Source organism: Pseudoalteromonas luteoviolacea (assembly GCF_018100925.1).
Lineage (GTDB): Bacteria > Pseudomonadota > Gammaproteobacteria > Enterobacterales > Alteromonadaceae > Pseudoalteromonas > Pseudoalteromonas obscura.
In genome coordinates, this window is record NZ_JAGJEH010000004.1 from 220,374 (window position 1) to 242,292 (window position 21,919).

A 21,919-nucleotide genomic window follows, 5' to 3' on the forward strand; every position below is an offset into this window, starting at 1 on the left:
ATCTTGGTTGGTTGAATTTTTTTAATAAAAAAGCGGCCTAAGCCGCTTTTGTATTATTCAGAATCTTGTTCTGGTGCACTTGGTGGTGCTTCTTCGCCAGTTGCATCATCTACAACGGCGTCTTCTATGTCATCTACTTCAATTTCTTCGATGCGCTGAAGCCCAACAACTTGCTCGTCTTCTATAGTACGGATCAAAATAACACCTTGCGTGTTACGACCAACTGTAGAGACTTCATTTACGCGTGTTCTAACCAAAGTACCACGGTTAGAGATAAGCATAATCTCATTGTTATCTTCTACTTGGACTGCACCAACCACGTTACCATTACGCTCAGTAACTTTGATAGATACAACACCTTGTGTAGCACGACTCTTAGCTGGGTACTCATCAAGAGGAGTGCGTTTACCATAACCGTTTTCTGTTACAGTCAAAATTGCACCATCATTCTTTGGTACAATTAAAGACACAACTTTCACGCCGTCAGGCATCTTGATACCACGAACACCGGTCGCAGTACGACCCATTGGACGCAAGGCTAACATTTCTTCACCCGTTTCAGGGTCAAGTTTCACTTCACCAGTCTCAGAGTCGCGTAACTTTTCATTGAAACGTACAACCTTACCGTGATCAGTAAATAGCATGATGTCATTGCTGCCATCAGTGATATCTGCACCAATTAGGTTGTCACCTTCATTAAGATTGATTGCAATGATACCACTTGCACGCTGTCGACTGTAGGCAGTCAATGGCGTCTTCTTAACAGTACCATTTGCTGTTGCCATCAAGACATATTTGTCTTCTTCGTATTCTCGAACTGGAAGAATTGTCGTAATTCGCTCGTCAGCTTCCAATGGCAATAAGTTTACTATCGGCTTACCACGTGCTTGACGCGACGCCAATGGGAGTTGATAAACTTTTAGCCAATACAGTCGGCCCGCTGTCGAGAAGCACAATATCGTGTCATGGGTATTGGCAACAAGTAGACGCTCGATAAAGTCTTCATCTTTCATCTTAGTCGCCGCTTTACCTTTACCACCACGGCGCTGTGCTTCGTAATCTGATAATGGCTGGTACTTTACATACCCTTCGTGTGAAAGCGTTACTACAACGTCTTCTTCGTTAATCAGGTCTTCTAAGCTGATATCATGAGCGGCTGCTGTGATTTCTGTCCGGCGTTCATCGCCGTATACTTCTTTAATCTCAACCAATTCGTCACGGATAACTTCCATTAGACGCTCTGGTGAAGAAAGAATAAATAGTAGCTCTGCAATCAAATCAAGAAGCTCTTGGTACTCACCTAAGATCTTCTCATGCTCAAGACCGGTTAGCTTATGTAAGCGTAAGTCTAGAATTGCTTGTGCCTGTTGCTCGGATAGATAGTACTGACCATCTCTAATACCAAGTTCATCCGCTAACCAGTCAGGTCTAGCAACATTTTGCTCACCAGCACGCTCTAACATGGGTGCTACTGAACCTAGCTCCCATGCGCGTGAAGTCAACGCAGCCTTGGCCTCTGATGGAGTTGGTGACTTTCGAATAAGTTCGATAATAGGATCTATATTCGCAAGGGCGATTGCCAAGCCTTCAAGTGTATGTGCTCTGTCTCTTGCTTTACGCAAGTCAAATACAGTACGACGTGTCACAACTTCGCGACGGTGGATAACAAACGCCTCAAGCATTTCTTTTAAGTTGAAACACTTGGGCTGGTTATTGTCTAGCGCAACCATGTTCATACCGAACACAGTTTGAAGCTGCGTTTGAGCGTAGAGGTTATTTAATACAACCTCTCCCACTTCTCCACGCTTGATCTCAATGACAATACGCATTCCGTCTTTATCCGACTCATCACGTAATGCACTGATCCCTTCAACTTTTTTATCTTTTACTAACTCGGCGATTTTTTCAATAAGGCGCGCTTTGTTTACTTGATACGGGATCTCATGGACAATGATTGTTTCTTTGCCCGTTTTTTCGTCCGTCTCAATCTCAGCACGTGCGCGGATATAAACTTTACCACGACCCGTTTTATAAGCTTGCTCAATCCCTTTTTTACCACTGATAATTGCCGCAGTTGGGAAATCAGGGCCAGGGATATATTCCATTAGCTCTTCAATGGTGAGATCTGGATTTTGAATAATAGCCAAACAGCCATTGATAACTTCTGTTAGATTGTGTGGCGGAATATTTGTCGCCATACCAACTGCGATACCTGATGAACCGTTTACCAATAAGTTTGGAACCTTGGTCGGCAATACATCGGGAATTTGCTCAGTACCATCGTAGTTTGGCACATAATCAACAGTTTCTTTCTCTAAATCAGCAAGTAGTTCGTGAGACATTTTAGCCATACGTACTTCGGTATAACGCATTGCTGCAGCTGAGTCACCATCTACAGAACCGAAGTTACCTTGGCCGTCTACCAACATATAGCGCAAAGAAAACGGCTGAGCCATACGTACGATAGTATCGTATACTGCACTATCACCATGAGGGTGGTATTTACCGATGACGTCACCGACTACACGAGCTGATTTTTTATAAGGTTTATTCCAGTCATTACGTAGCTCGTTCATTGCGAAAAGTACACGACGGTGAACTGGTTTTAGTCCGTCACGTACGTCTGGCAATGCACGCCCTACAATTACACTCATCGCGTAATCTAGGTATGAATTTTTCAATTCATCTTCAATATTGACCGGGAGGATTTCATTGGCGAGATCAGTCATTTGATACCACTTTCCTTCAGAGTCTTGCCCTTTTGTGTCAAACTATTAGCAACAAAGGGTTAAGTTATTATTTATTCGGCTGCCGATAGTAACACAGTTAAATTCAATTTGCAGTCGTAAAATGTCTGGTATTTTTATAAATAGCCAATACAATGCGCCCAGATAAACGAGGAAGCTTTTTATGACCGAACATCAAAATGTAGATCACCAAGAAATCGCAAAATTTGAAGAAATCGCTGAGCGATGGTGGGATACCGAGGGAGAATTTAAACCGCTACATGACATCAATCCATTGAGATTGGACTTTATTAATGATAAAAGCGCAGGCTTGTTTTCTAAAAAAGTACTAGATGTCGGTTGCGGAGGCGGGATCCTGACAGAAAGCATGGCAAAACTTGGGGCACAAGCCACAGGTATCGACATGGGTCAAGAACCACTAAACGTAGCCAAATTGCACAGTCTAGAAAGCGGAATAGATGTGGATTATCAAAAGATCCCCGCCGAAGTATTTGCGCAGCAACATACAGAAGAATTTGATGTCGTCACTTGTATGGAAATGCTAGAACACGTGCCAGATCCAGCAGCGATTATTGGCGCCGTTGCACAGGCAGCAAAACCTGGGGCCAGTGTCTTTTTCTCTACTTTAAATAAAACACACAAAGCCTACTTACTTGCTGTGGTCGCTGCCGAAAAAGTATTAAAAATGGTGCCTGAAGGCACTCATGATCACAACAAATTCATTCGACCGTCGACACTAATTGGTTGGGCCGAAGAACACGGTTTAAAAGTACGCAACGCTGCTGGTATCAGTTATAACCCTTTCACTAAGACATTTACGCTGACCAAAGATGTCAGTGTGAACTACTTACTTCACTTTGAGAAATTAGCATGACCAAAGCCGTTCTGTTCGATTTAGATGGTACGCTATTAGATACCAGTGACGACCTCGGGGCTGCATTAAATCACGTGCTCGAAGAGCATGGATTACCGACTTTACCCAAAAATGAATATAGCCCCGCAATCTCTAATGGAGTAAAAGCCCTATTAGAAGTAGGCTTTAAAGACAAACTGGTCGACTACGACTTTGCTTCTTTAAGGAAGCAAGTCTTAGACTATTATGAACAAAATATTTCTGTTCACAGCCATTGCTTTGACGGTATTACCGACATGCTAAAATCGTTGTATGAGCAAAATATCGCTGTTGGTATAGTCACAAACAAGCCTGAGTTTTTGACTTTCCCACTTCTTGCAAAAATAGATGCATTAAAAGACATTAAAGCAGTTGTGTGTGGAGATACGCTAAAAGTTGCTAAACCACACCCAGATCCACTGCTATATGCAGCCGAAAAACTTGGTGTCACGGCAACACAGTGTACTTATGTTGGTGATGCACAACGTGATATAGAAGCAGCTAAAGCAGCGAAGATGCGCTCAGTCACTGCTTTATGGGGTTTCATTCCTTCTCTTGAAGAAGCTCTTTCTTGGCAAGCCGAGTTAAACTTAAAGCAACCAAAAGAGTTAATTTCGCACATATAGTGAAAAATTATAATTTGAGACACTACATATTGTGCCTTACACTTTATTGGGCAATAAATTGAACATAAAAAAATCATTCAGTTTTTTTGTTAAAAAAAGACAAAAATCACCGAACTGAAGTTGATTTTTTTACGCACGCAGACTTCGTGGATAACAGAAGGTTAGTGAACACTAACACGCTAGTTTTATCCCAATGTTATCCACAATTTGAGTGAAGTTGTTCTATTGCAAAATATAAATAACCACACTATCTTGTGATGCACTTTCAAATAGGCACCATATCTAGTGGTGATTTCCTAGCCAATATAAGAATTTGGGAATACAGGCATAGCTTATGAACCAACAATTATCTGTCAGTAAAAGAAACGGTCGTAAAGAGCCGCTTGATTTAGATAAAATCCATCGTGTGATAACTTGGGCTGCCGAAGGCCTAGACAATGTTTCAGTCTCTCAAGTGGAATTGAAGTCTCATATCCAATTTTACGATGGGATCCGTACTGAAGATATCCATGAAACAATCATTAAAGCAGCTGCTGATTTAATTTCAAAAGATACACCCGATTATCAATATCTAGCAGCACGTCTTGCAGTGTTCCATTTAAGAAAGAAAGCTTACGGTCAATTTGAGCCACCACATTTATACGATCATGTAGCCAAGCTGGTTGAAGATAAGCGCTACGACGAACACCTATTGAAAGACTACACCCGTGAAGAGCTTAACGAGCTAAATGAATACCTCGACCACAGCCGCGATATGACATTCAGCTACGCTGCGGTTAAACAGCTTGAAGGTAAATACCTGGTACAAAACCGTGTGACAGGTGAAATCTATGAGAGCGCGCAGTTTCTATACATGCTAGTTGCAGCAAGCCTGTTCTCAGATTACGAAAAAGAAACTCGTCTTGACTATATTAAGCGTTTTTACGATGCAGTTTCACAATTTAAAATTTCATTACCAACGCCTATTATGGCGGGTGTACGCACACCTACGCGCCAGTTTAGTTCATGTGTACTAATCGAGTGTGATGATAGCTTGGACTCAATCAATGCAACTTCTTCTGCAATCGTGAAGTATGTGAGCCAGCGAGCTGGTATTGGTGTTAATGCCGGCCGTATTCGTGCGCTAGGTAGCCCTATTCGTAACGGTGAAGCTTTCCATACTGGCTGTATTCCATTCTACAAGCACTTCCAAACAGCAGTAAAAAGCTGTTCACAAGGCGGTGTGCGTGGTGGCGCTGCAACACTATTCTACCCATTGTGGCATTTAGAAGTAGAAAACCTACTTGTTCTGAAAAACAACCGTGGTGTTGAAGAAAACCGTGTTCGTCACTTAGACTACGGCGTACAATTCAATAAAACGATGTATACGCGTCTATTAAAAGATGACTACATTACCCTATTCAGCCCGTCTGATACTCCGGGGCTGTATGATGCATTCTTCGAAGATCAAGCACTATTCGAAGAGCTATACCTAAAATACGAGCAAGACGAGTCTATTCGTAAAAAACGCATCAAAGCGATTGAACTGTTTTCAATGTTCGCACAAGAGCGTGCTAGTACTGGTCGTATATACTTACAAAATGTTGACCACTGTAATACACATAGCCCATTTGACTCAAAAGTTGCGCCAATCCGTCAATCAAACTTATGTTTGGAAATAGCGCTTCCTACTAAGCCACTAAATAATGTAAATGATGCAGAAGGCGAAATCGCACTGTGTACCTTGTCTGCATTTAACTTAGGCGCGATTAACGACCTTTCAGAGCTTGAAGAACTTGCTGAGCTAGCGGTTCGTGCACTTGATAACCTACTTGATTTCCAAGATTACCCAGTGCCAGCAGCGCACACAGCAACAATGGGACGTCGTACGCTAGGTATTGGTGTTATCAACTACGCTTATTACCTTGCTAAAAATGGTAAGAAATACTCAGATGGCAGCGCAAATGCCCTAACACACAAAACATTTGAAGCAATTCAGTACTACTTAATGAAAGCGTCAAACGAACTTGCAAAAGAGCGCGGTGCTTGCCCTATGTTCAATGAGACGACGTATTCACAAGGTATTATGCCAATCGATACTTACAAAAAAGACATCGATGCAATTTGTGATGAGCCGTTACACCTTGATTGGGATTCGCTAAGAGCAAGTATCCAAGAGTATGGAATGAGAAACTCTACGCTATCAGCACTGATGCCTTCAGAGACCTCTTCTCAAATCTCTAACGCAACGAATGGTATTGAACCACCTCGAGGCCATATCAGCGTAAAAGCAAGTAAAGACGGTATCTTAAAGCAAGTTGTACCTGAGTACGAAAAGCTTAAAGATCAATATGAATTGCTATGGGATATTCCTTCAAATGATGGTTACCTAGGTCTAGTTGGTATTATGCAAAAGTTTGTCGACCAAACTATTTCTGCAAACACAAACTATGATCCAACTAAGTTTGAAGGCGGTAAAGTACCAATGAAGCTGTTACTAAAAGACTTACTAACAGCATACAAGCTTGGTGTTAAAACACTTTACTACCATAATACTCGCGATGGTGCAGCCGATGCACAAGACGAGTTGAAGCCTGAGCCAGAAGATGATGGCTGCGAAGGCGGTGCTTGTAAGATTTAACAAGCTTTAAAATAATAAAAGCCCAGCTATTGCTGGGCTTTTTTGTCAAAAAATTTTAACTCTCTTTTCAATAATCAACTCATTACATCAGATCCAACACCATATTAATCGCTCTAAATTATTCAGCCCAATTGACGTAACCAGCTATTTTTTCGTAAGCAATTTTCTTTTTGATGCCAAAATGCTCTTTCAAGGCTCGATTAAAAAGCTGCTCACTGTCCAATATTGTCTCTATGGTTTCGTCTTGCGTGTCAATTTTTAGCCTATTATTAAATAGAATATTTTTTCCGTATTTTGTACGCTTTACCAGCACTATATTCGATGTAAATAAAGAACTAGAGCCGGTAGAAGCAAAGTGATTACCATACTCAATATCTCCCTCACAGACATAGCTCATGTCAAGGCTGTAGAGACTTTGCCAACCACCTTCAATTTTACTTTGTAGCATCACACCAAAAGTGGTGTCTTTGACGAATCGAAAAACTTGCTTGTCGGTATTAAACTCCTGATCAAAAACAAGAGGTAATGGTTTTCTCGGTGTATTTGCACCAAACCCTACATCAACAACCCACTGCTGGCCTTCTATTGATACTAAATTAATAAGATGCCCTCGCCCTGTAGGTTTGTCTGACAAATGAACTCTGCCTAATGCTTGCGTCACCTCAAAGCCAATGGTCTTTAAAACTTGGTATAACAAGCCATTTAATTCGTAGCAGTATCCTCCCCGCTGTTTGTCCACCAGCTTTTTAAATACATGTTCATTAGATAAATCTATGGGGTTGCCATCAATAATGTCGAGGTTCTCAAAAGGGATGAACTCATGTTGCAATTCATGAATATGGAAAAGTGAATCAATATCCACAACCGCATCAGTTTTAAGGTTAATTCTATTAAAGTACTTTGCTAGTAACTCGCTATTCATAGGTATACCTCGGCTTTACTGTTGGCTCTTGCTTAAATTAACAGGCTCAATGTCATTACTCTTAAATGAATCTATTAACTGAGTATTAAACGAATCACTCGTAACCGTATTTGTTTCTAAGTCAAAATTGTCATAAAAACTAGGAAGCGATATAGCGCCAATAAGGTTAGCACTGAAGCTACTGGCTGATGATTGAGCCGATGATAAAACCTTTTTTGCTCCCCCTGCTCCCGGTGATGTGGCCAGCATGAGTACCTGCTTTTGCTGAAAAATTTGCATGCCAACTCTCGATGTCCAGTCAAGCAAGTTTTTATAAGCGGCAGTATATGAACTATTATATTCTGCAAATGAAACCACAATTAAGTCGGCCTCTGCTATTTTGTTGTAAAACCGAGTTGCTAGCTCTGGTATACCAAACTCCTTCTCTCTGTCCTCACTATAAATTGGCATTTCGTAGTCATTGAGATCGATTAGAGAAATAGTCGCGCCATTCACTTGTGTGGCAGCATAGAAAGCCAGTTTTTGATTTATTGATTTTTTACTATTGCTTGCACCAAATGCCAGTATATTCATTTAAAGCCCTCATTAATTAATCATAAGTTATCGATTTAAGTCGCGGCTCCTTACAGTCCAGCTTGCCTCAAATCTTATACTGCCACTCTAAAACCTTAAGTTAAGTTGAGGTCAAGCACTTAAAATAACTTTTAACGACAAGAGCAAAAAAGACGGAAAAACAAGAATCTAGTCGTAGAATGACCAAATATGGCAGCTCTGCCATACCAACTAAAAGAGGATCGAATTAAATAAAAGGTCTGAATACTTGGAATATATCAGCGCTTAAAAGCACCCAAATGAAACAATATGATATTTTGGTTTGTTTTAGAAAAAGTGATTACAAATATACAATTCGGATATTATTTACAGTGCCCAGGTAAAAGAGATGCAATACACGTCTTTTACCTGAGCATCACTATTAATTCGCAGTGAGAAGCTGACTGTTTTCACTTTTTATCTGTTGAACGTTTTTAGCAAGTAACATATAAACCGTCGGCAGCACAAATAATGTGAACACTGTGCCTATCAACATACCAGCAACTAGAATAATCCCTATGCTATTTCTTGCCTCTGCGCCTGCACCTGTAACCAACACCAAAGGGAAATGCCCCAACACGGTCGCTGCGGTTGTCATCATGATAGGCCTTAACCTGACTACCGCCCCTTCAATAATCGCTTCACTCTTGGACTTCCCTTGCGCTAATAATTCATTTGCAAACTCAGTGATCAAAATGCCATTTTTTGCGATTAAACCAACCAATGTAATAAGCCCAATCTGGGCGTAGATATTCATACTTGTTAGATTGAAAAAGCTAAATGACATAGCGCCAGATATCGCTAACGGTACCGACCCCAATAAAATTACCAATGGCGATCTAAAACTGTTAAATTGCACTGCAAGTACCAAGTAGACTACTAGAATGGCGACGCCCAATGTCGCTAAAAAGCTATTGCCTTGCTTTCTCAGCTGACGACTGTTTCCCGCATAATTTAGCGCGTACTCATCAGGTAAAATATGTCGGGCTTGTTCCTCAAGCGCTTTAAGTGCCTGCTCCGCCGTCACCCCGGGGGCCACTCCGCCAAGAATTCTAAATGCATTTTGCTGATTAAATTTCCCCATTTGCCTTGGTCCAACTCTCTCTTTAAGCGTCGCGATTGAACTCAACTGGATAAGCTCACCACTGGGTAGTTTTATATGTAACCCCAATGCTGCTTCAGCGAAACGGCGATCTTTATGTTCAACCATAGGTATGACACGGTATGCCCTACCGTCAGCATCAAACCGATTAACCGCCTGCTCAGACAGTAAAGAAGACACTTGATTAACAACATTTGATACATCCAACCCCAAATCAGCCATTTGTTGATGATTAAATTCAAAATGTGCGAGCATCCGATCCACCTTCAAATCAGTATCTACAAAAAGAAACATGTTCGTTTCATATGCCGCACCAACCAATTGATACGCATAATTCAACATTTCTTCATAACTATCTTGAGATTGCACCACAAGCTCCACGTCAAACTGTCCAGCTGTTGGCAAAGGCATGGGCAAAACCGGGAACACTTTAATACCGGAAATCTGAGATAACTGCCCATATAATGCAGGTAGCATGGATTGTACTGACTCATCTCTTTGTTCAAAATCAACAAAGTTGATGCCACTGAATGCATTGCCCGGGCGTATAATTTGCCAAATAGCTTCAATGCCTTGGTTTTGACTCAAAGTATCAACAGCTTTAGACATATATTCAGTACCATAAGCCAACGTAGAAGCGGGAGGTGCATCCGAAACAATGTATACTGAACTTTGATCTTCAACTGGCGCTAACTCTTTCGCCGAGTACAAATAAAATGGCACCATCAAAGAGCTCAAGACAATTGATGCGAAAATGATTTGTACTTTATACCTAAAGCTTGCTTTTAATACCTTGGCGTACATCAACCCGAGTCTGTCAAAAAACTGGTTTACCCGTTTGGTGAAACTGCTCTCTGCGCCGCCTTCATTGAGCACAAATGCGCTCATCACCGGAGATAAAGTAACAGCAACAATACCGGAGATGAAAACAGCGATTGCCAAGGTAAACGCAAACTCTTTAAATAAAGCGCCCGTGAGACCCGAGACAAAACCAATTGGCGCATACACTACGGCCAAAGTTATTGTCATTGCCACAATTGGTGAAAACAGCTCTTTGGAACTTATCAGCGCAGCTGCGAGACGAGATTTGCCCTGACGCATGTGCCTGGCAACGTTTTCAACCACCACGATGGCATCGTCAACGACCAATCCCACTGAAAGTACAATCGCTAAAATCGTCAGTAAATTAAGTGAAAAGCCCATCGTTAAAATCACAGCAATACTGCCTAGAATTGAAATGGGTATCGTCACTAAAGGAACAATCGCCGAGCGAAAAGATCCCATGAGAAACAGAATAACAATACCGACAAGCACCACAGTTTCTAGCAAGGTTGTAAAAATTTCCTGCAAGGCATCTCGCATATAAAGTGTACCGTCAAAGCTAATATTGATTTTGATGCCTTGCGGTAAACTTGCATTAATTTGCTCCAACTGTGCATACAGCGCATCACCGATTTCGATTTCATTCGCCCCCGGTAGCGGATAAACAGACAGGTAAATGGTTTGACGTTGGTTGATTCGAGCATCTACCCTGCCCCTATCTTCTCCTTTCTCTACTCTCGCGATATCAATTAACCGAATGAATCCGCCATCAAACTTTTTAATGATCATCATTTCAAAGTCATTAACCGTTTTCATGGTTGCGTTACTTAAGAAATCTATCTCATGCGCATTATTTTTCGCACGACCTAGCGAAGCGACTACGTTATTGCTTTTCATCGCGTCATATACTTCATTACTGCCAATGTTAAATGCGGCCATTTTTATCGGGTCTAACCACACTCTCATCGCAGGGTTTCTTGCCCCTTCTAAATCTACTTTCTGCACGCCATTAATGCCTGACAGTAGTGGTGTGATTTTACGACTAAGAAAGTCAGTGAGTTCAGCTCGGCTCAGATCAGGTGCCTCAACATCTAAATAAAAGGTTGCACCGGGTCTGTCGACTCGAGAAACGGTAACAGCAGGGTCTTCTGCGCCTTCGGGCAGCTCAAACTTTATTTGGCTAAGCCTTGAGTTGAGTTCAGCCATCGCGTCTGTACTATTTTGATTCAATTTGAGCCACGCTGTTACTGTGGATGAGCCTGCAATAGTTGTAGAATCAACAAAGTCAACACCCGGAACTGTCATCGCGACCCGTTCTATGGGATCTGTTACAAACCCTTGTACGGTTTGCGCTGATACACCACTATATTGGGTAGAAATAACCAGTGAGGTACTTTCAATCTTAGGAAACTGAGAAACGGAGATTTTAGTCGCGGCGAGTAGACCACTCAACAAAATAACAACAGATAAGACAATCGCCAAGATTGGTTTTTTTACGAAAATTTCCATCTTATAGCTCCTTGTCCAATGGAGTCGAATTACCAGCCAGAGCAGTTGGTAGACTGACAATATTTACCAACACGCCATCAAACAACTTAAATGCACCAGGTGCTGCAACCAAACTGTTAGGTGCCACACTCGGCTTTAAAAATGTCACATGTTCATCCGAAGCAATAATTTCTACCTGTCGACGTTTAGCTCTGAATTGCTCATTACCACCTGTAGGTATTAATTCGAAAATATATCCTCCTGAAACATCCCTTAGAACAGACATGTTAGGCACGCTAATAACATTGTCATATTGTCTCACCGGCACATGAACCGACAGGGCTTCATTTGCATCGACTTCCAAAGCAGAACGCCATACTTTCGCTCTGTACTTGCGGCTTCGGATCCCTGCTTGTAGCGCGTCTTCCACTGCGACAATACTTGCGTTTGCCTGTAATGGAACCGTTGATTCTTCCACTTTTAGTAAATGAACTTGATTCCCAACACCTAGCTTGTGATATGTCTGCGGAATATAAAAGTCGACCCACATATAACCGAGATCGCCAGTGACTGACACAACACGTGTATTGGCATTTAAAAACTCCCCCTCTTTCGCTGAGTGGATACCCAATACACCGTCAAATGGCGCTGTGATAGTCTTTTTCCTAATTATGTTTTTGATTGCTTCTATTTCGGCTTCAATGACTACTAGGTTGGCCTGTGCGGTATCCAGCTCTTCTTGGCTGATCGCTTGGTGAGCGCTAAGCGCTTTGACACGATTATAATTCGAAGACACTAGTTTCTTCTTTGCAATAGCAGCCTTGAGGGTAGCTTGTTCGCTGCGAATATCTAATTGAATGATAACCTCGCCGCTTTTAACCCGCTCTCCAGATGAATAGTTGACCGCTTTGATCACGCCTGATGTTTCGCTCAGCAGCACAACATGATCAGGTGCAACAGCATTGCCTATTACGGCAACGGATTGTGTATATGTCGCCTTTTCAACTCGGGTAGCCTCCACGGTCTCAGAGTATTCCGGGGTATTTGATGCAGCCGCTAAAATAGCAGACATTTCAATCCACTTTATGTACCCCATGGTGCCTATTAGTGCAGCTATCATGACAACAGTTGCTATCCAAGCTTTTATTTTCATACGTCAAACCTCTTTTAATGGATGTCAATTCATAAAGTACGCGCACAATAAAACCTCAAGCTAAGTTGAGGTCAATGACGATATTGAAAAAATTAAAACTGGATTTTTTGTTTAGCGAGCTAGATAAAATTTAATGTTATGAAGGAGTTTGTACGCATGCAAAAACACATACTTGATTGCTTTCTCGCGATATTTGATAAAAAGCACCGCGACTGGACAATTGGAAACAGTCGAAAACTTGGTGGCTGGGCAGCTGCCAATATACCGCCAAAAGTGGTGCAGCAGATCCGGTTGCAGAATCTTCCTTGACTCCGTACTGTGGTGCAAAATATCTAAAATATAAAGTGTTTGAGTGATTATCATCTAGTGCCGTTAAAACTAGCGCTCTGCGTGTAGTTTGACAGTATTTATCTACTGCAAAATCAAACTTTAATAGACTATCTTTATTTGGCAACTGAGCTACGAAATAGCCATTTTCAGGCTTCGTTTGTTTTAAATTTCTTACCTCTTGTTCAAAAATGTTACGCATATCATGCGTTAGTGAGCTTATTCTCAGTTCGGGCTGAGGAAGAAACATAATATATTTACTTAAAGCCGTCCTTTTCACACAAATTGAGTGACTTGCAGATTGAAAGTTTAGGGTCTCTTGTGAGCTATTCAGGAACGTTATCAATACATCTGCGGCTGCTAAAGTTCCATGACCACAAAATTGAATCTCACCATGGGGTGAAAACCAGCGAATTAAATGTGGGCCGTCAGATTGAACAAATATAAAAGCGGTTGCAGCCGCCCCATTACGGATAGCAACTGATTGGAGGTACTCACCATCAGTAAACTCTGCTAAGTTCGCACACAGTTTCACATGAGCAGCCCCCCCTCTATAACGACCCGAGCAAAACACTTGACGAACAAAAACTTCATTCTTTTGGATGTCTTCAAAGTGTGTTTTTAACAATGTATTTTCCCGTCTAAAAATACCGTAATTGCTCGTGGTCAGCCTGCGTTACTGGCCATCTTTAACAACTTGCCAAAGAGAGTCGACGAAATCATGCTGTTCATCTGTAAAATGCTTAGTGACTTTAAAACCTGTTTGTTGACATAAACACTCAATATCACTTTGTGTGAATTTAAACGAGTACTCTAAATGAATGGCTTCATATGCATCAAAATGAAACGTGCGTTGCAACGCCTCTATATATACGTCCTGTTTTTCGGTTGATAACACGTAACTTTCCATAGCACCCAAAATGGGGTTGTAAACGCCAAAGTGTTGAAACTTTTCCAACTGAAAGTTGCCACCCAGCTCTTTGTTGATTCGGTGCAGTAAGTTGAGATTAAATTGTGCTGTCAGTCCAGCTCTGTCATTGTATGCCGCAGTGAGCTTGTTCACGTCTTTTTTCAAGTCGTAGCCGATCAGTATGTAATCTGATGCATTTAAGCTCATCCAGAGTTTTCTCAGAAAACCTTGGCTCTGCTCACGATTAAAATTGCCAATATTAGAGCCTAAAAATAGCACCAACTGCTTGTTGCTTGATTGGCTCCTTACAAGCTTTAGCCCTTCAAAGTACTCTGCAACGACGCCATGAATCGACAGCTTGTCATCCGGTATGATGTTCTCTTGTAACATCACCATGGCTTTTTCTGAAATATCAATAGGATAGAAGTTTACTTTACAACCACTTTGTAAAAAACCATCTATAATCAACTTACTTTTGTGACCATCCCCCACGCCAAGCTCAATAATATCAATTTCTTGCTCATCAACTAATTGTGCGAGCTGCCCGCTTATTCGGGTTAAAATTTCGACCTCTTTGGCAGTCAGGTAATAGTCTTCATGTTGAGTAATTTTCTGAAAAATTTCGCTCCCAATGTCGTCATAAAAGTACTTTGCTGACAAATGTTTTGGTGAAGCACTCAAGCCTGTCAATACCTCGATTGCCAGCTGGTCATCTTGCGTATTTTCACCGTGCGAGTCTTGCGTGAGTAATCTGAAGTGTGTCATTAAATATCCTTCGCTAATCTAATGCCTGAAAACATCCAGCGTTGATGGGGGGCAAAAAAGTTTCGGTAGCTATGGCGGTAATGATCACTGGGTGTAGCCACGCATCCACCTCTCAAAACAAACTGATTGCACATGAACTTACCATTGTATTCATTAAGCATGCCCTGATAGGGTTTGTAACCTGGGTAGCCCGAGTAGTGGCTTTTGCTCCAACACCAAACTTGCCCAAAAGGCATGTCACTTGATGTAGGATGAAAAATGTCTGCACTTTTTGCGCTTTGCGTTTTAATATTGGATATCCTCTCAAGATCAGAGCTAGCTGACAGGTAGACCTCTAGTTCCTGTTCCGTTGGCAACCTCTTGCCTTTCCAGTTGGCAAACGCATCCGCTTCAAAATAACTAATATGTGTGACAGGGAGATTGAGCGCTAATGGCATTAATCCATGCAATGTGAACTCATACCATTCATTATCTATTTTTTGCCAATATAAAGGATGGCCAATTTTATTGTCATTTGACCATTCCCACCCCAAGCTCAGCCAAAGTTCTGCTCTGTCATACCCTCCATCTTGAATAAAGTCCAAGTACTCCCCGTTTGTAACTAACTGTTCGCTCATGGCAAATGCATAGTTGTAGCTCTTATGCTTCGGCTTTTCATTGTCGTATGCAAAACTGCTGTCTGTAGCACCGATTTCGTACATCCCCTCGTCAAATGAGCGCCAAGGTGCTGTTTCAATATGGGTATTGTCTAGAGAAGACTCACAATAAGTGGGAGAAAGAGGATTACAACCCAAAATATATTTAATGTCCATGAGCAATAATTCCTGATGCTGTTGCTCATGATGCAATCCAATTTCTAATAAAGATAAAATGGCGCTGTCTACTTCAGCAGTCGATAAAAAGTTCACTAGCTGTTTATCTACATAATTTCGATAACTCATGATCTCGCTGACGGTTGGCCTCGAAAGTTCACCCCGCTGGCTTTGCAACCAGTGTGCGCCAGCTGACTTGTAATAAGAGTTAAACAGCGTGCGATACCCTTGATGATACCTAGAGTAATCAACCATATGTTTTACTAGGATAACCTCTTCAAAAAACCATGTTGTATGCCCCAAATGCCATTTAGGTGGACTTACATCCGCAATGGGTTGAACTGTATAATCCTCAACCTCAAGTCTTTCACATAGCGCAGTTGAACGCGCTCGGATCCTGAGGTATTCCGCGATTAAATGTGTAATTTTGTTATTCCTGCTCAGTTGCTGCTTACTCATAAGCTACCTAATTGAAAAGTCTTTTATGTGTTAGTCGCCGATGAATTATTCTCTCGAACATACAGGCTTTGCTTCAATTCCTGTGTAAATGATCGTCATCCCCCCTCGCTTGTAACTGTGTAAACACCCTACAGTGCAGTAAGTTAAGATTGTATAGCGATCGACGGGTGTCAAGTTCATATCAGAAGAGATCCCTAAATCACCAAATAAAGTCATTTCATTTTGTAGCAATCATTTGTATATCGCTTTAAAGGTATTATTCCTTATGACCTTTGAACCGTGTATGTCCGATGCGACTTCAATTATGTCCAACTGTATTTTTAGATTTGATGTTGAGCTTTAAGTTTGCCCTAACGTTAAAATTGGTAGCTTGTAGAGATACGTATTGCACGAGGCTCAAACGCGTGGTGATGCACATCGTCAACTGGTGCTGCTTCATTCGCCAGCTGCGATTGATAAAAGTATGTAATATCGTGATTGCGGCTATCGGTCAAATTTAAAATATCAGCTTTTATCACCCAGTCATCAAAGCGATAACCAATACGCATATTCCAGATAGTGCTGGAACCAGATGAAACCGAATTGTCTTCAGTTAATGGGCGTTCACCGAAGTATCGAACACGGATACTGCCAAACCAATGCTGGCCTTCTTCAAAATTCAACCCTGCTTGCAACACGTGCTTTACGGTGCCAGGAATATACTTTTCATTCGCATTTTTATTGCGATATTGAGCGTCAGTATATGCATACTCAATATCGATACTCCACCATTCGCTCATTCGGAAGTACATGGTAGCCTCAACACCCTTACGAGTTGATGCATCGGTCGGTTCAGTATTGCCAGCGTCGCCAACAAACAATAGTTCACTGTCTAAATCCAGCGCCCAAAAAGAGATAGACGTATTGACTTTGTCATCAATAAAACCTCTAAACCCTAATTCATAACCCGAGGACTCAACCAATGCATCAACTGTGTCAACGAGATCACCCGACACAGGATCAATTTGAATCGTTGTCCCCCGCGCATCATTTGAGTGAAACCCTTGTCCGAATGACAAGTAGCTTTGCCACTGTTCAGAGAGATCATAGATAAGACTTGCCTTTAGCGAAGTTAAATCGTCATTTCGTTTACCGCTATTGACGTTTAAATTGTGTCCATAAAAATTTTCACCAGCATTATCTGTGACGTCAAAATCAAAATAGTCGTAGCGGACCCCAAAAACAGTAGAAAAGTTATTAAACCAATCTATTTTGTTGTCCCAATATAGACTGGCACTGGACTCTTTAATGCGGTCGCTTCGAACCGTGCCCAATCTATGCCTTTGTTTAGTTTTATATAAGCCGACTTCGTCAATGTCATCAATACGAATTTGCGTACCTAACGTATTGAACATGAGTGTATTATTCAACATGCTAGACAACTCGTAGCTAACATGACCGCCATATATTCGTCGCTCATCGACTTGCTCTAATTGATCCCCAGAATCTGCATCATCTAAAAAATAAGTAAAGTTGGACCACAGTGCCAAACTGTAATCAATTACAAACGCTGATGCATGCCAGCTTTCATTTTCCCAGTTTGCACTAAAACTGTATCGGTCGGACGCGCCGCCTAGCGTTTTATCTAAAGACCCTAGTGGATCTAGAATGCCTTGTTCTACGGCTCGCGCTGGTATTTGATCTGCACTATTCCATTGATTGTCATAGGCCATAAAGTTGAGCGTCATCACACCATTTTTTATAGACTTGGTGTATTTGAATAACCCATTTAATTTTTCAACGTCTTCATCCACATCTAACCAAGGACCACGATAATTATTCCCCTCAAATGCCAAAATAGCATTGCCACCTTGTACTTGTAGGCTATCCATTAGTAACAAGCGACGAAATTCATTTTCTCCAATCGTAACTTCAGCCACTCCTTGGTTTAATACAGCCACAGTAGATAGAGATGCACCACCAGCACCACTGAAATCACCAACATCAGCGTAATAAGCGCCTTTTTTATATGCCAAAGTAGAAATCGTTTCTGGGATCACAAAGTTCATATCTGTATAACCTTGTCCATGGCCATGAGAGCGCATATTTACTGGCATACCATCAACAAAAGTGGCAAAGTCCGTACCGTGATCCAAGCTAAACCCGCGAAGAAAGTACTGAAGCGCTTTTCCAGATCCACTGTGTTGCGTAGCAATCATACCTGGAACCAGTTCCATAATTTCACCGCTGCGTGCTAGTGGACGAACTGAGATTTCCTTTTGACCAACAACACCTTCCGAAGCCGAGATAGAGCGGCCAATTAAATTTATGTTATGACCAGAAACCGAGATCGTTTCTATATCAACATCACTGCCAGCCAATATAGGTAACGACAGCGTTCCTGATAATAATACCCACACACGATTCACCATTGATTTGCACTCCTGAGTACCTAGCTCAATATTCAGTTCAAGGCACTTTTAGCTGTTGAGGCTGCAAGCACATATCGCCAATTAACTCTTTATTCATTGTGCCTAAATAGCCCGATTGGAAATATGCTTGAGAAACCGCTTTTCATGTCAGATCGTCCTTAACCTATTGAATAACCGCAACTGTCACAATTGATAGCGTATCAGGATTCTCTTCGCTCCTTGTTCGTGCCAAGTTGGGCTATCTCAACTATAGTTTTCAATGGTATATCATCTTGCAGGCACAGCTATGGGCCAACATACTCAATCAACACCACTGTTAGATAATTTACAATTGCTGCTAAAAGAGCTTAGAGAGCCCGCCGCAGTGTTTGATAACCGTGGGCAAAAGATCTTCGCCAATAGAGTGTGGCAATTCACTAAGCAAACATCCCAAAATGCGGTTCAGACACTGGTATCTGAGCGGAACCGACAATCTCACGAGTGTCAAATTGAAGGCGGCAATGCCTCTATTGCACAAGTGTCGAACTATCAGGTTGTGATCTTCTTTCAAGAGCAATCGTATTACGACCTTAAGGACAAGATCCTAAAGAGTATCTTGGGCTGTGTAGATTGCGAAGAAAGCATATTTACTTCTATCACTCGTGTTTTGGGCGAACTACTTGGCTGGCGTTGGGTGGCAGTCAATAAATTTAAACCTGACTGTACAGTTGAAGTATTAGCTCATTGGGACACAAACCAACTGGTGGACAATTTTACCTATTCACTTGCAGGTGTTCCCTGTGAGTCTGTCGAACAAACCCAGAAGTTTACGCGATTTGAAAACCTCACCGAGCTATTCCCAAACGACACTCACATACAAGAAATTGGCGCACAAGTATACGCAGGGTATGTCTACAAAGACTCTAGAGGGTGTGTCGTGGGGCATATTTTTTTGATGCATGATAATAGTTTCGTAAATTGGTCACTGGCAGAAGACGTTTTACACATGGCATCAGTGATCATCGGAAAAGCGATTTCATTGCAACAAAAAGAGCAAGAAGTACAGAAACACAAACACCTCGCAGAGCGAGATAATCTCACTGGCGTATTCAATCAATTGGCATTTGATAGAGATATCGCAGCAGCTTTTAAAGCGCAAACAACGGATAGTAAAAACCAATTCGTCATAGCTGTTATTGACCTAGATGGAATGAAACAAATTAATGATCAACTGGGTCATCAGCAAGGAGACAAATTGCTGCAAACTTTTGCCCAAGAGCTCACAGCTGCGTGCCGAGATAGTGACAGAGCTTACAGGATAGGCGGCGACGAATTTGTCGTTATTTACTACCTCGCTAACTTAGACTTAGCAAAAGTACTCAAAGAACGCTTAAATCAGGCTATTGCAAACGTTGTTGCAAGAGGTTTTGAGCAAGTAGGTGCTAGTATCGGATTTGCGGCCTCCAGCGAAGGTGATAAAACGGCCAAGGGTATTTTTGCCTTAGCCGATGAACGGATGTATCAGGACAAACGCTTGAACAAGCAAAATATGCGCAAGTGAATACACCAACAATGATAATACCTATCATTGTTGGTGTATTCACTCAGAAGGGGTTAATCAATGCCAGTGCAGCAGCTTTTATACCAAGATGCTTCCTTACGTGTCTGTGAGCTTTATGATGCAATATTGGAACAATTTAAACTTGAACACTTGCCCAACTGGGCACTTTACCTAGGTAATGACTATAGCTCACTTAAAGTTACCTGCGCTATTTGGGCTGATTTATATCAAAACGGAACTTTGCCTGTGTTATTAAAAGAGCTCATCATGTTCACGGTATCACGTGAACAAGCCTCACCTTATTGTGCAGAGTTACACGCATACAATACACTATTTCTTGCAAAAAACTTAGACTATGACGCCTTGATCGAGATCGTCGACAATAAATCTCAAGGAGTCGTTCCTGAGCAATATCACTGCGCTATTACGGTGGCCAAAAACCGCAGTCAAGGATTATGCAATTTTGTCATTGATGACCAAGCTTCATTGCTTTCTTGTGGTTTCAACCAAGCACAAGTCGTTGAAATCATGGCGACCTGTGCACATGCAATGTTTTTGTCGACTTTAACTCTCGCGCTTAACATCCCTATTGACCCCGACAAAAAAGTCCCCGGTTTTAGGCTCAAATAGCCTGCCTTTAGCTACTTACCTCAAAAAAGTCGCGTAAAAGAAAGGCTAATGAAATCCAGCCCCGGATTGGGACGCTTTATCCCTGCATTAGAATAATGTAAATAGCGTAAGGCGATAATATCCTTATTCTTTTCACCAAACTTCATCGCAACTCCAATTCTATCTTCAAACTGTAAGTGACTACCGATGTTTTTCCCAACAAATACCTTATTTTTTACATACGCCACGCCAATACCAAGCTCAGCAAAAATTGCAGCGCCATTTTTTAAACTCATTACCTGATAGTGAAGTATTGGAGAAATGGCAAACACCAGATTAGTTTCCTTGATATGGTATTTTTCCCTATCCCATAGGTTGATGCTTGCTTCAAGTGATACATCGAAACTCGCCAACAAATCAGACGAGGTCATTAGCCTTTCCAAGTAAGCTAGCTTAACGCCCGAAGCCCCGCCTTCCCCTTGAATATAATCAATGGCTAATGCACTTCCTCTACTTTGACTTTGCGCAGAATACACGCTTATTGCGACCAAGAGTAACGCAATAAAAGTGCTCTGAGATTTGACTGCTGACATCACCTCTATTCACCAGAGCACTCTGAATCGGCAGCATCACTGTCATTGGTGAGCAAAAGGTAGTCAATTATATCTTGTGATTCATACATCCAATTGTCAGCACCTTCTCCCCTAACCAACAAACAGGGAACTTGCCGTTTACCCCCATGTTTAATCAATTCGGTTTCATACTCAGCACTGTCTGTAATATTTCTTAGTTCAATGTTAATGTTGTGGGCTTTTAGTGCGCCAAGTACATAGTGGCAGTAGGGACAACTGGGCCTATAATAAAGTGATAGTTTTTGATGTGTCTGATTAAAACCTGTAGAACGTGTTTTTGAAACTTTGGTTGCTATATTCACTTTCATCACCGCATATATTTAATTGGAGATAAAAGTATAAAAAAAACTGTATTCTGGTTTTTCCCCGAAAGTTCTAACAATTTGACTAATCGTTTTTATTTAACATTGCAATATCGAACAACTCGCCATGCACAGAGAGCATGGATTATTATCTCACCAGCAACATTCCTTTATTAAAATCTGTGTCGC

General features: G+C 41.6%; 16 protein-coding genes. 5 read left to right on the forward strand and 11 right to left on the reverse strand.

What is annotated here, in order from left to right:
- Positions 1–53: 53 nt before the first annotated feature.
- A complete protein-coding gene (gene gyrA / locus J8M00_RS10015; RefSeq protein WP_211010118.1) occupies positions 54–2,729 on the reverse strand; it encodes a DNA gyrase subunit A in 2,676 nt (891 codons plus the stop codon).
- A 181-nt stretch (positions 2,730–2,910) separates the two neighbouring features.
- Between gyrA and ubiG the strand changes: the two genes are divergently transcribed.
- The 3 genes from ubiG (at position 2,911) to nrdA (ending at position 6,885) form a co-directional block, all read left to right on the forward strand.
- Complete coding sequence (ubiG, locus tag J8M00_RS10020; protein WP_211010119.1) at positions 2,911–3,621, forward strand: bifunctional 2-polyprenyl-6-hydroxyphenol methylase/3-demethylubiquinol 3-O-methyltransferase UbiG; 711 nt, start codon at positions 2,911–2,913, stop codon at positions 3,619–3,621.
- Positions 3,618–4,265, forward strand: coding sequence for an HAD family hydrolase (locus J8M00_RS10025; protein WP_211010120.1), 648 nt, complete (start codon positions 3,618–3,620; stop codon positions 4,263–4,265). Before ubiG ends, J8M00_RS10025 begins: the two co-directional genes overlap by 4 nt.
- A 334-nt stretch (positions 4,266–4,599) precedes the next feature.
- Positions 4,600–6,885: a class 1a ribonucleoside-diphosphate reductase subunit alpha gene (gene nrdA, locus J8M00_RS10030; protein ID WP_211010121.1), complete on the forward strand. Its 2,286-nt coding sequence runs from the start codon at positions 4,600–4,602 to the stop codon at positions 6,883–6,885.
- Between the two features lie 118 nt (positions 6,886–7,003).
- Here the strand turns inward: nrdA and J8M00_RS10035 are convergent, their stop codons facing one another.
- The 8 genes from J8M00_RS10035 to J8M00_RS10070 form a co-directional block, all read right to left on the reverse strand.
- The gene (locus J8M00_RS10035; RefSeq protein ID WP_211010122.1) at positions 7,004–7,807 is read right to left on the reverse strand and encodes an arylamine N-acetyltransferase family protein; all 804 of its coding nucleotides are present in this window, start codon (positions 7,805–7,807) and stop codon (positions 7,004–7,006) included.
- Positions 7,808–7,822: 15 nt separating this feature from the next.
- On the reverse strand, positions 7,823–8,380 hold the full coding sequence (locus tag J8M00_RS10040; protein ID WP_211010123.1) for an NADPH-dependent FMN reductase: 558 nt from the start codon (positions 8,378–8,380) through the stop codon (positions 7,823–7,825).
- A gap of 400 nt (positions 8,381–8,780) precedes the next feature.
- Positions 8,781–11,831, reverse strand: coding sequence for an efflux RND transporter permease subunit (locus tag J8M00_RS10045; protein WP_211010124.1), 3,051 nt, complete (start codon positions 11,829–11,831; stop codon positions 8,781–8,783).
- 1 nt (position 11,832) lies between these two features.
- Positions 11,833–12,963: an efflux RND transporter periplasmic adaptor subunit gene (locus tag J8M00_RS10050; RefSeq protein WP_211010125.1), complete on the reverse strand. Its 1,131-nt coding sequence runs from the start codon at positions 12,961–12,963 to the stop codon at positions 11,833–11,835.
- Positions 12,964–13,099: 136 nt separating this feature from the next.
- A complete protein-coding gene (locus J8M00_RS10055; RefSeq protein WP_211010126.1) occupies positions 13,100–13,918 on the reverse strand; it encodes a PhzF family phenazine biosynthesis protein in 819 nt (272 codons plus the stop codon).
- 48 nt (positions 13,919–13,966) lie between these two features.
- A complete protein-coding gene (locus tag J8M00_RS10060) occupies positions 13,967–14,965 on the reverse strand; it encodes an L-histidine N(alpha)-methyltransferase (RefSeq protein WP_211010127.1) in 999 nt (332 codons plus the stop codon).
- Positions 14,965–16,236: an ergothioneine biosynthesis protein EgtB gene (gene egtB, locus J8M00_RS10065; RefSeq protein WP_211010128.1), complete on the reverse strand. Its 1,272-nt coding sequence runs from the start codon at positions 16,234–16,236 to the stop codon at positions 14,965–14,967. Before egtB ends, J8M00_RS10060 begins: the two co-directional genes overlap by 1 nt.
- A 356-nt stretch (positions 16,237–16,592) precedes the next feature.
- On the reverse strand, positions 16,593–18,647 hold the full coding sequence (locus J8M00_RS10070) for a TonB-dependent receptor (protein WP_211010129.1): 2,055 nt from the start codon (positions 18,645–18,647) through the stop codon (positions 16,593–16,595).
- Between the two features lie 286 nt (positions 18,648–18,933).
- Between J8M00_RS10070 and J8M00_RS10075 the strand changes: the two genes are divergently transcribed.
- Both J8M00_RS10075 and J8M00_RS10080 read left to right on the forward strand, forming a co-directional pair.
- On the forward strand, positions 18,934–20,187 hold the full coding sequence (locus J8M00_RS10075) for a GGDEF domain-containing protein (protein ID WP_211010130.1): 1,254 nt from the start codon (positions 18,934–18,936) through the stop codon (positions 20,185–20,187).
- 60 nt (positions 20,188–20,247) lie between these two features.
- A complete protein-coding gene (locus J8M00_RS10080) occupies positions 20,248–20,817 on the forward strand; it encodes a hypothetical protein (RefSeq protein WP_211010131.1) in 570 nt (189 codons plus the stop codon).
- Positions 20,818–20,837: 20 nt separating this feature from the next.
- On the opposite strand, the gene J8M00_RS10085 is transcribed toward J8M00_RS10080, so the two are convergent.
- A complete protein-coding gene (locus J8M00_RS10085; RefSeq protein WP_211010132.1) occupies positions 20,838–21,389 on the reverse strand; it encodes an acyloxyacyl hydrolase in 552 nt (183 codons plus the stop codon).
- Between the two features lie 5 nt (positions 21,390–21,394).
- Positions 21,395–21,730 carry a glutaredoxin family protein gene (locus J8M00_RS10090; RefSeq protein WP_211010133.1) on the reverse strand — a complete coding sequence of 112 codons (336 nt, stop codon included), beginning with the start codon at positions 21,728–21,730 and terminating at the stop codon, positions 21,395–21,397.
- Positions 21,731–21,919 lie beyond the last annotated feature (189 nt).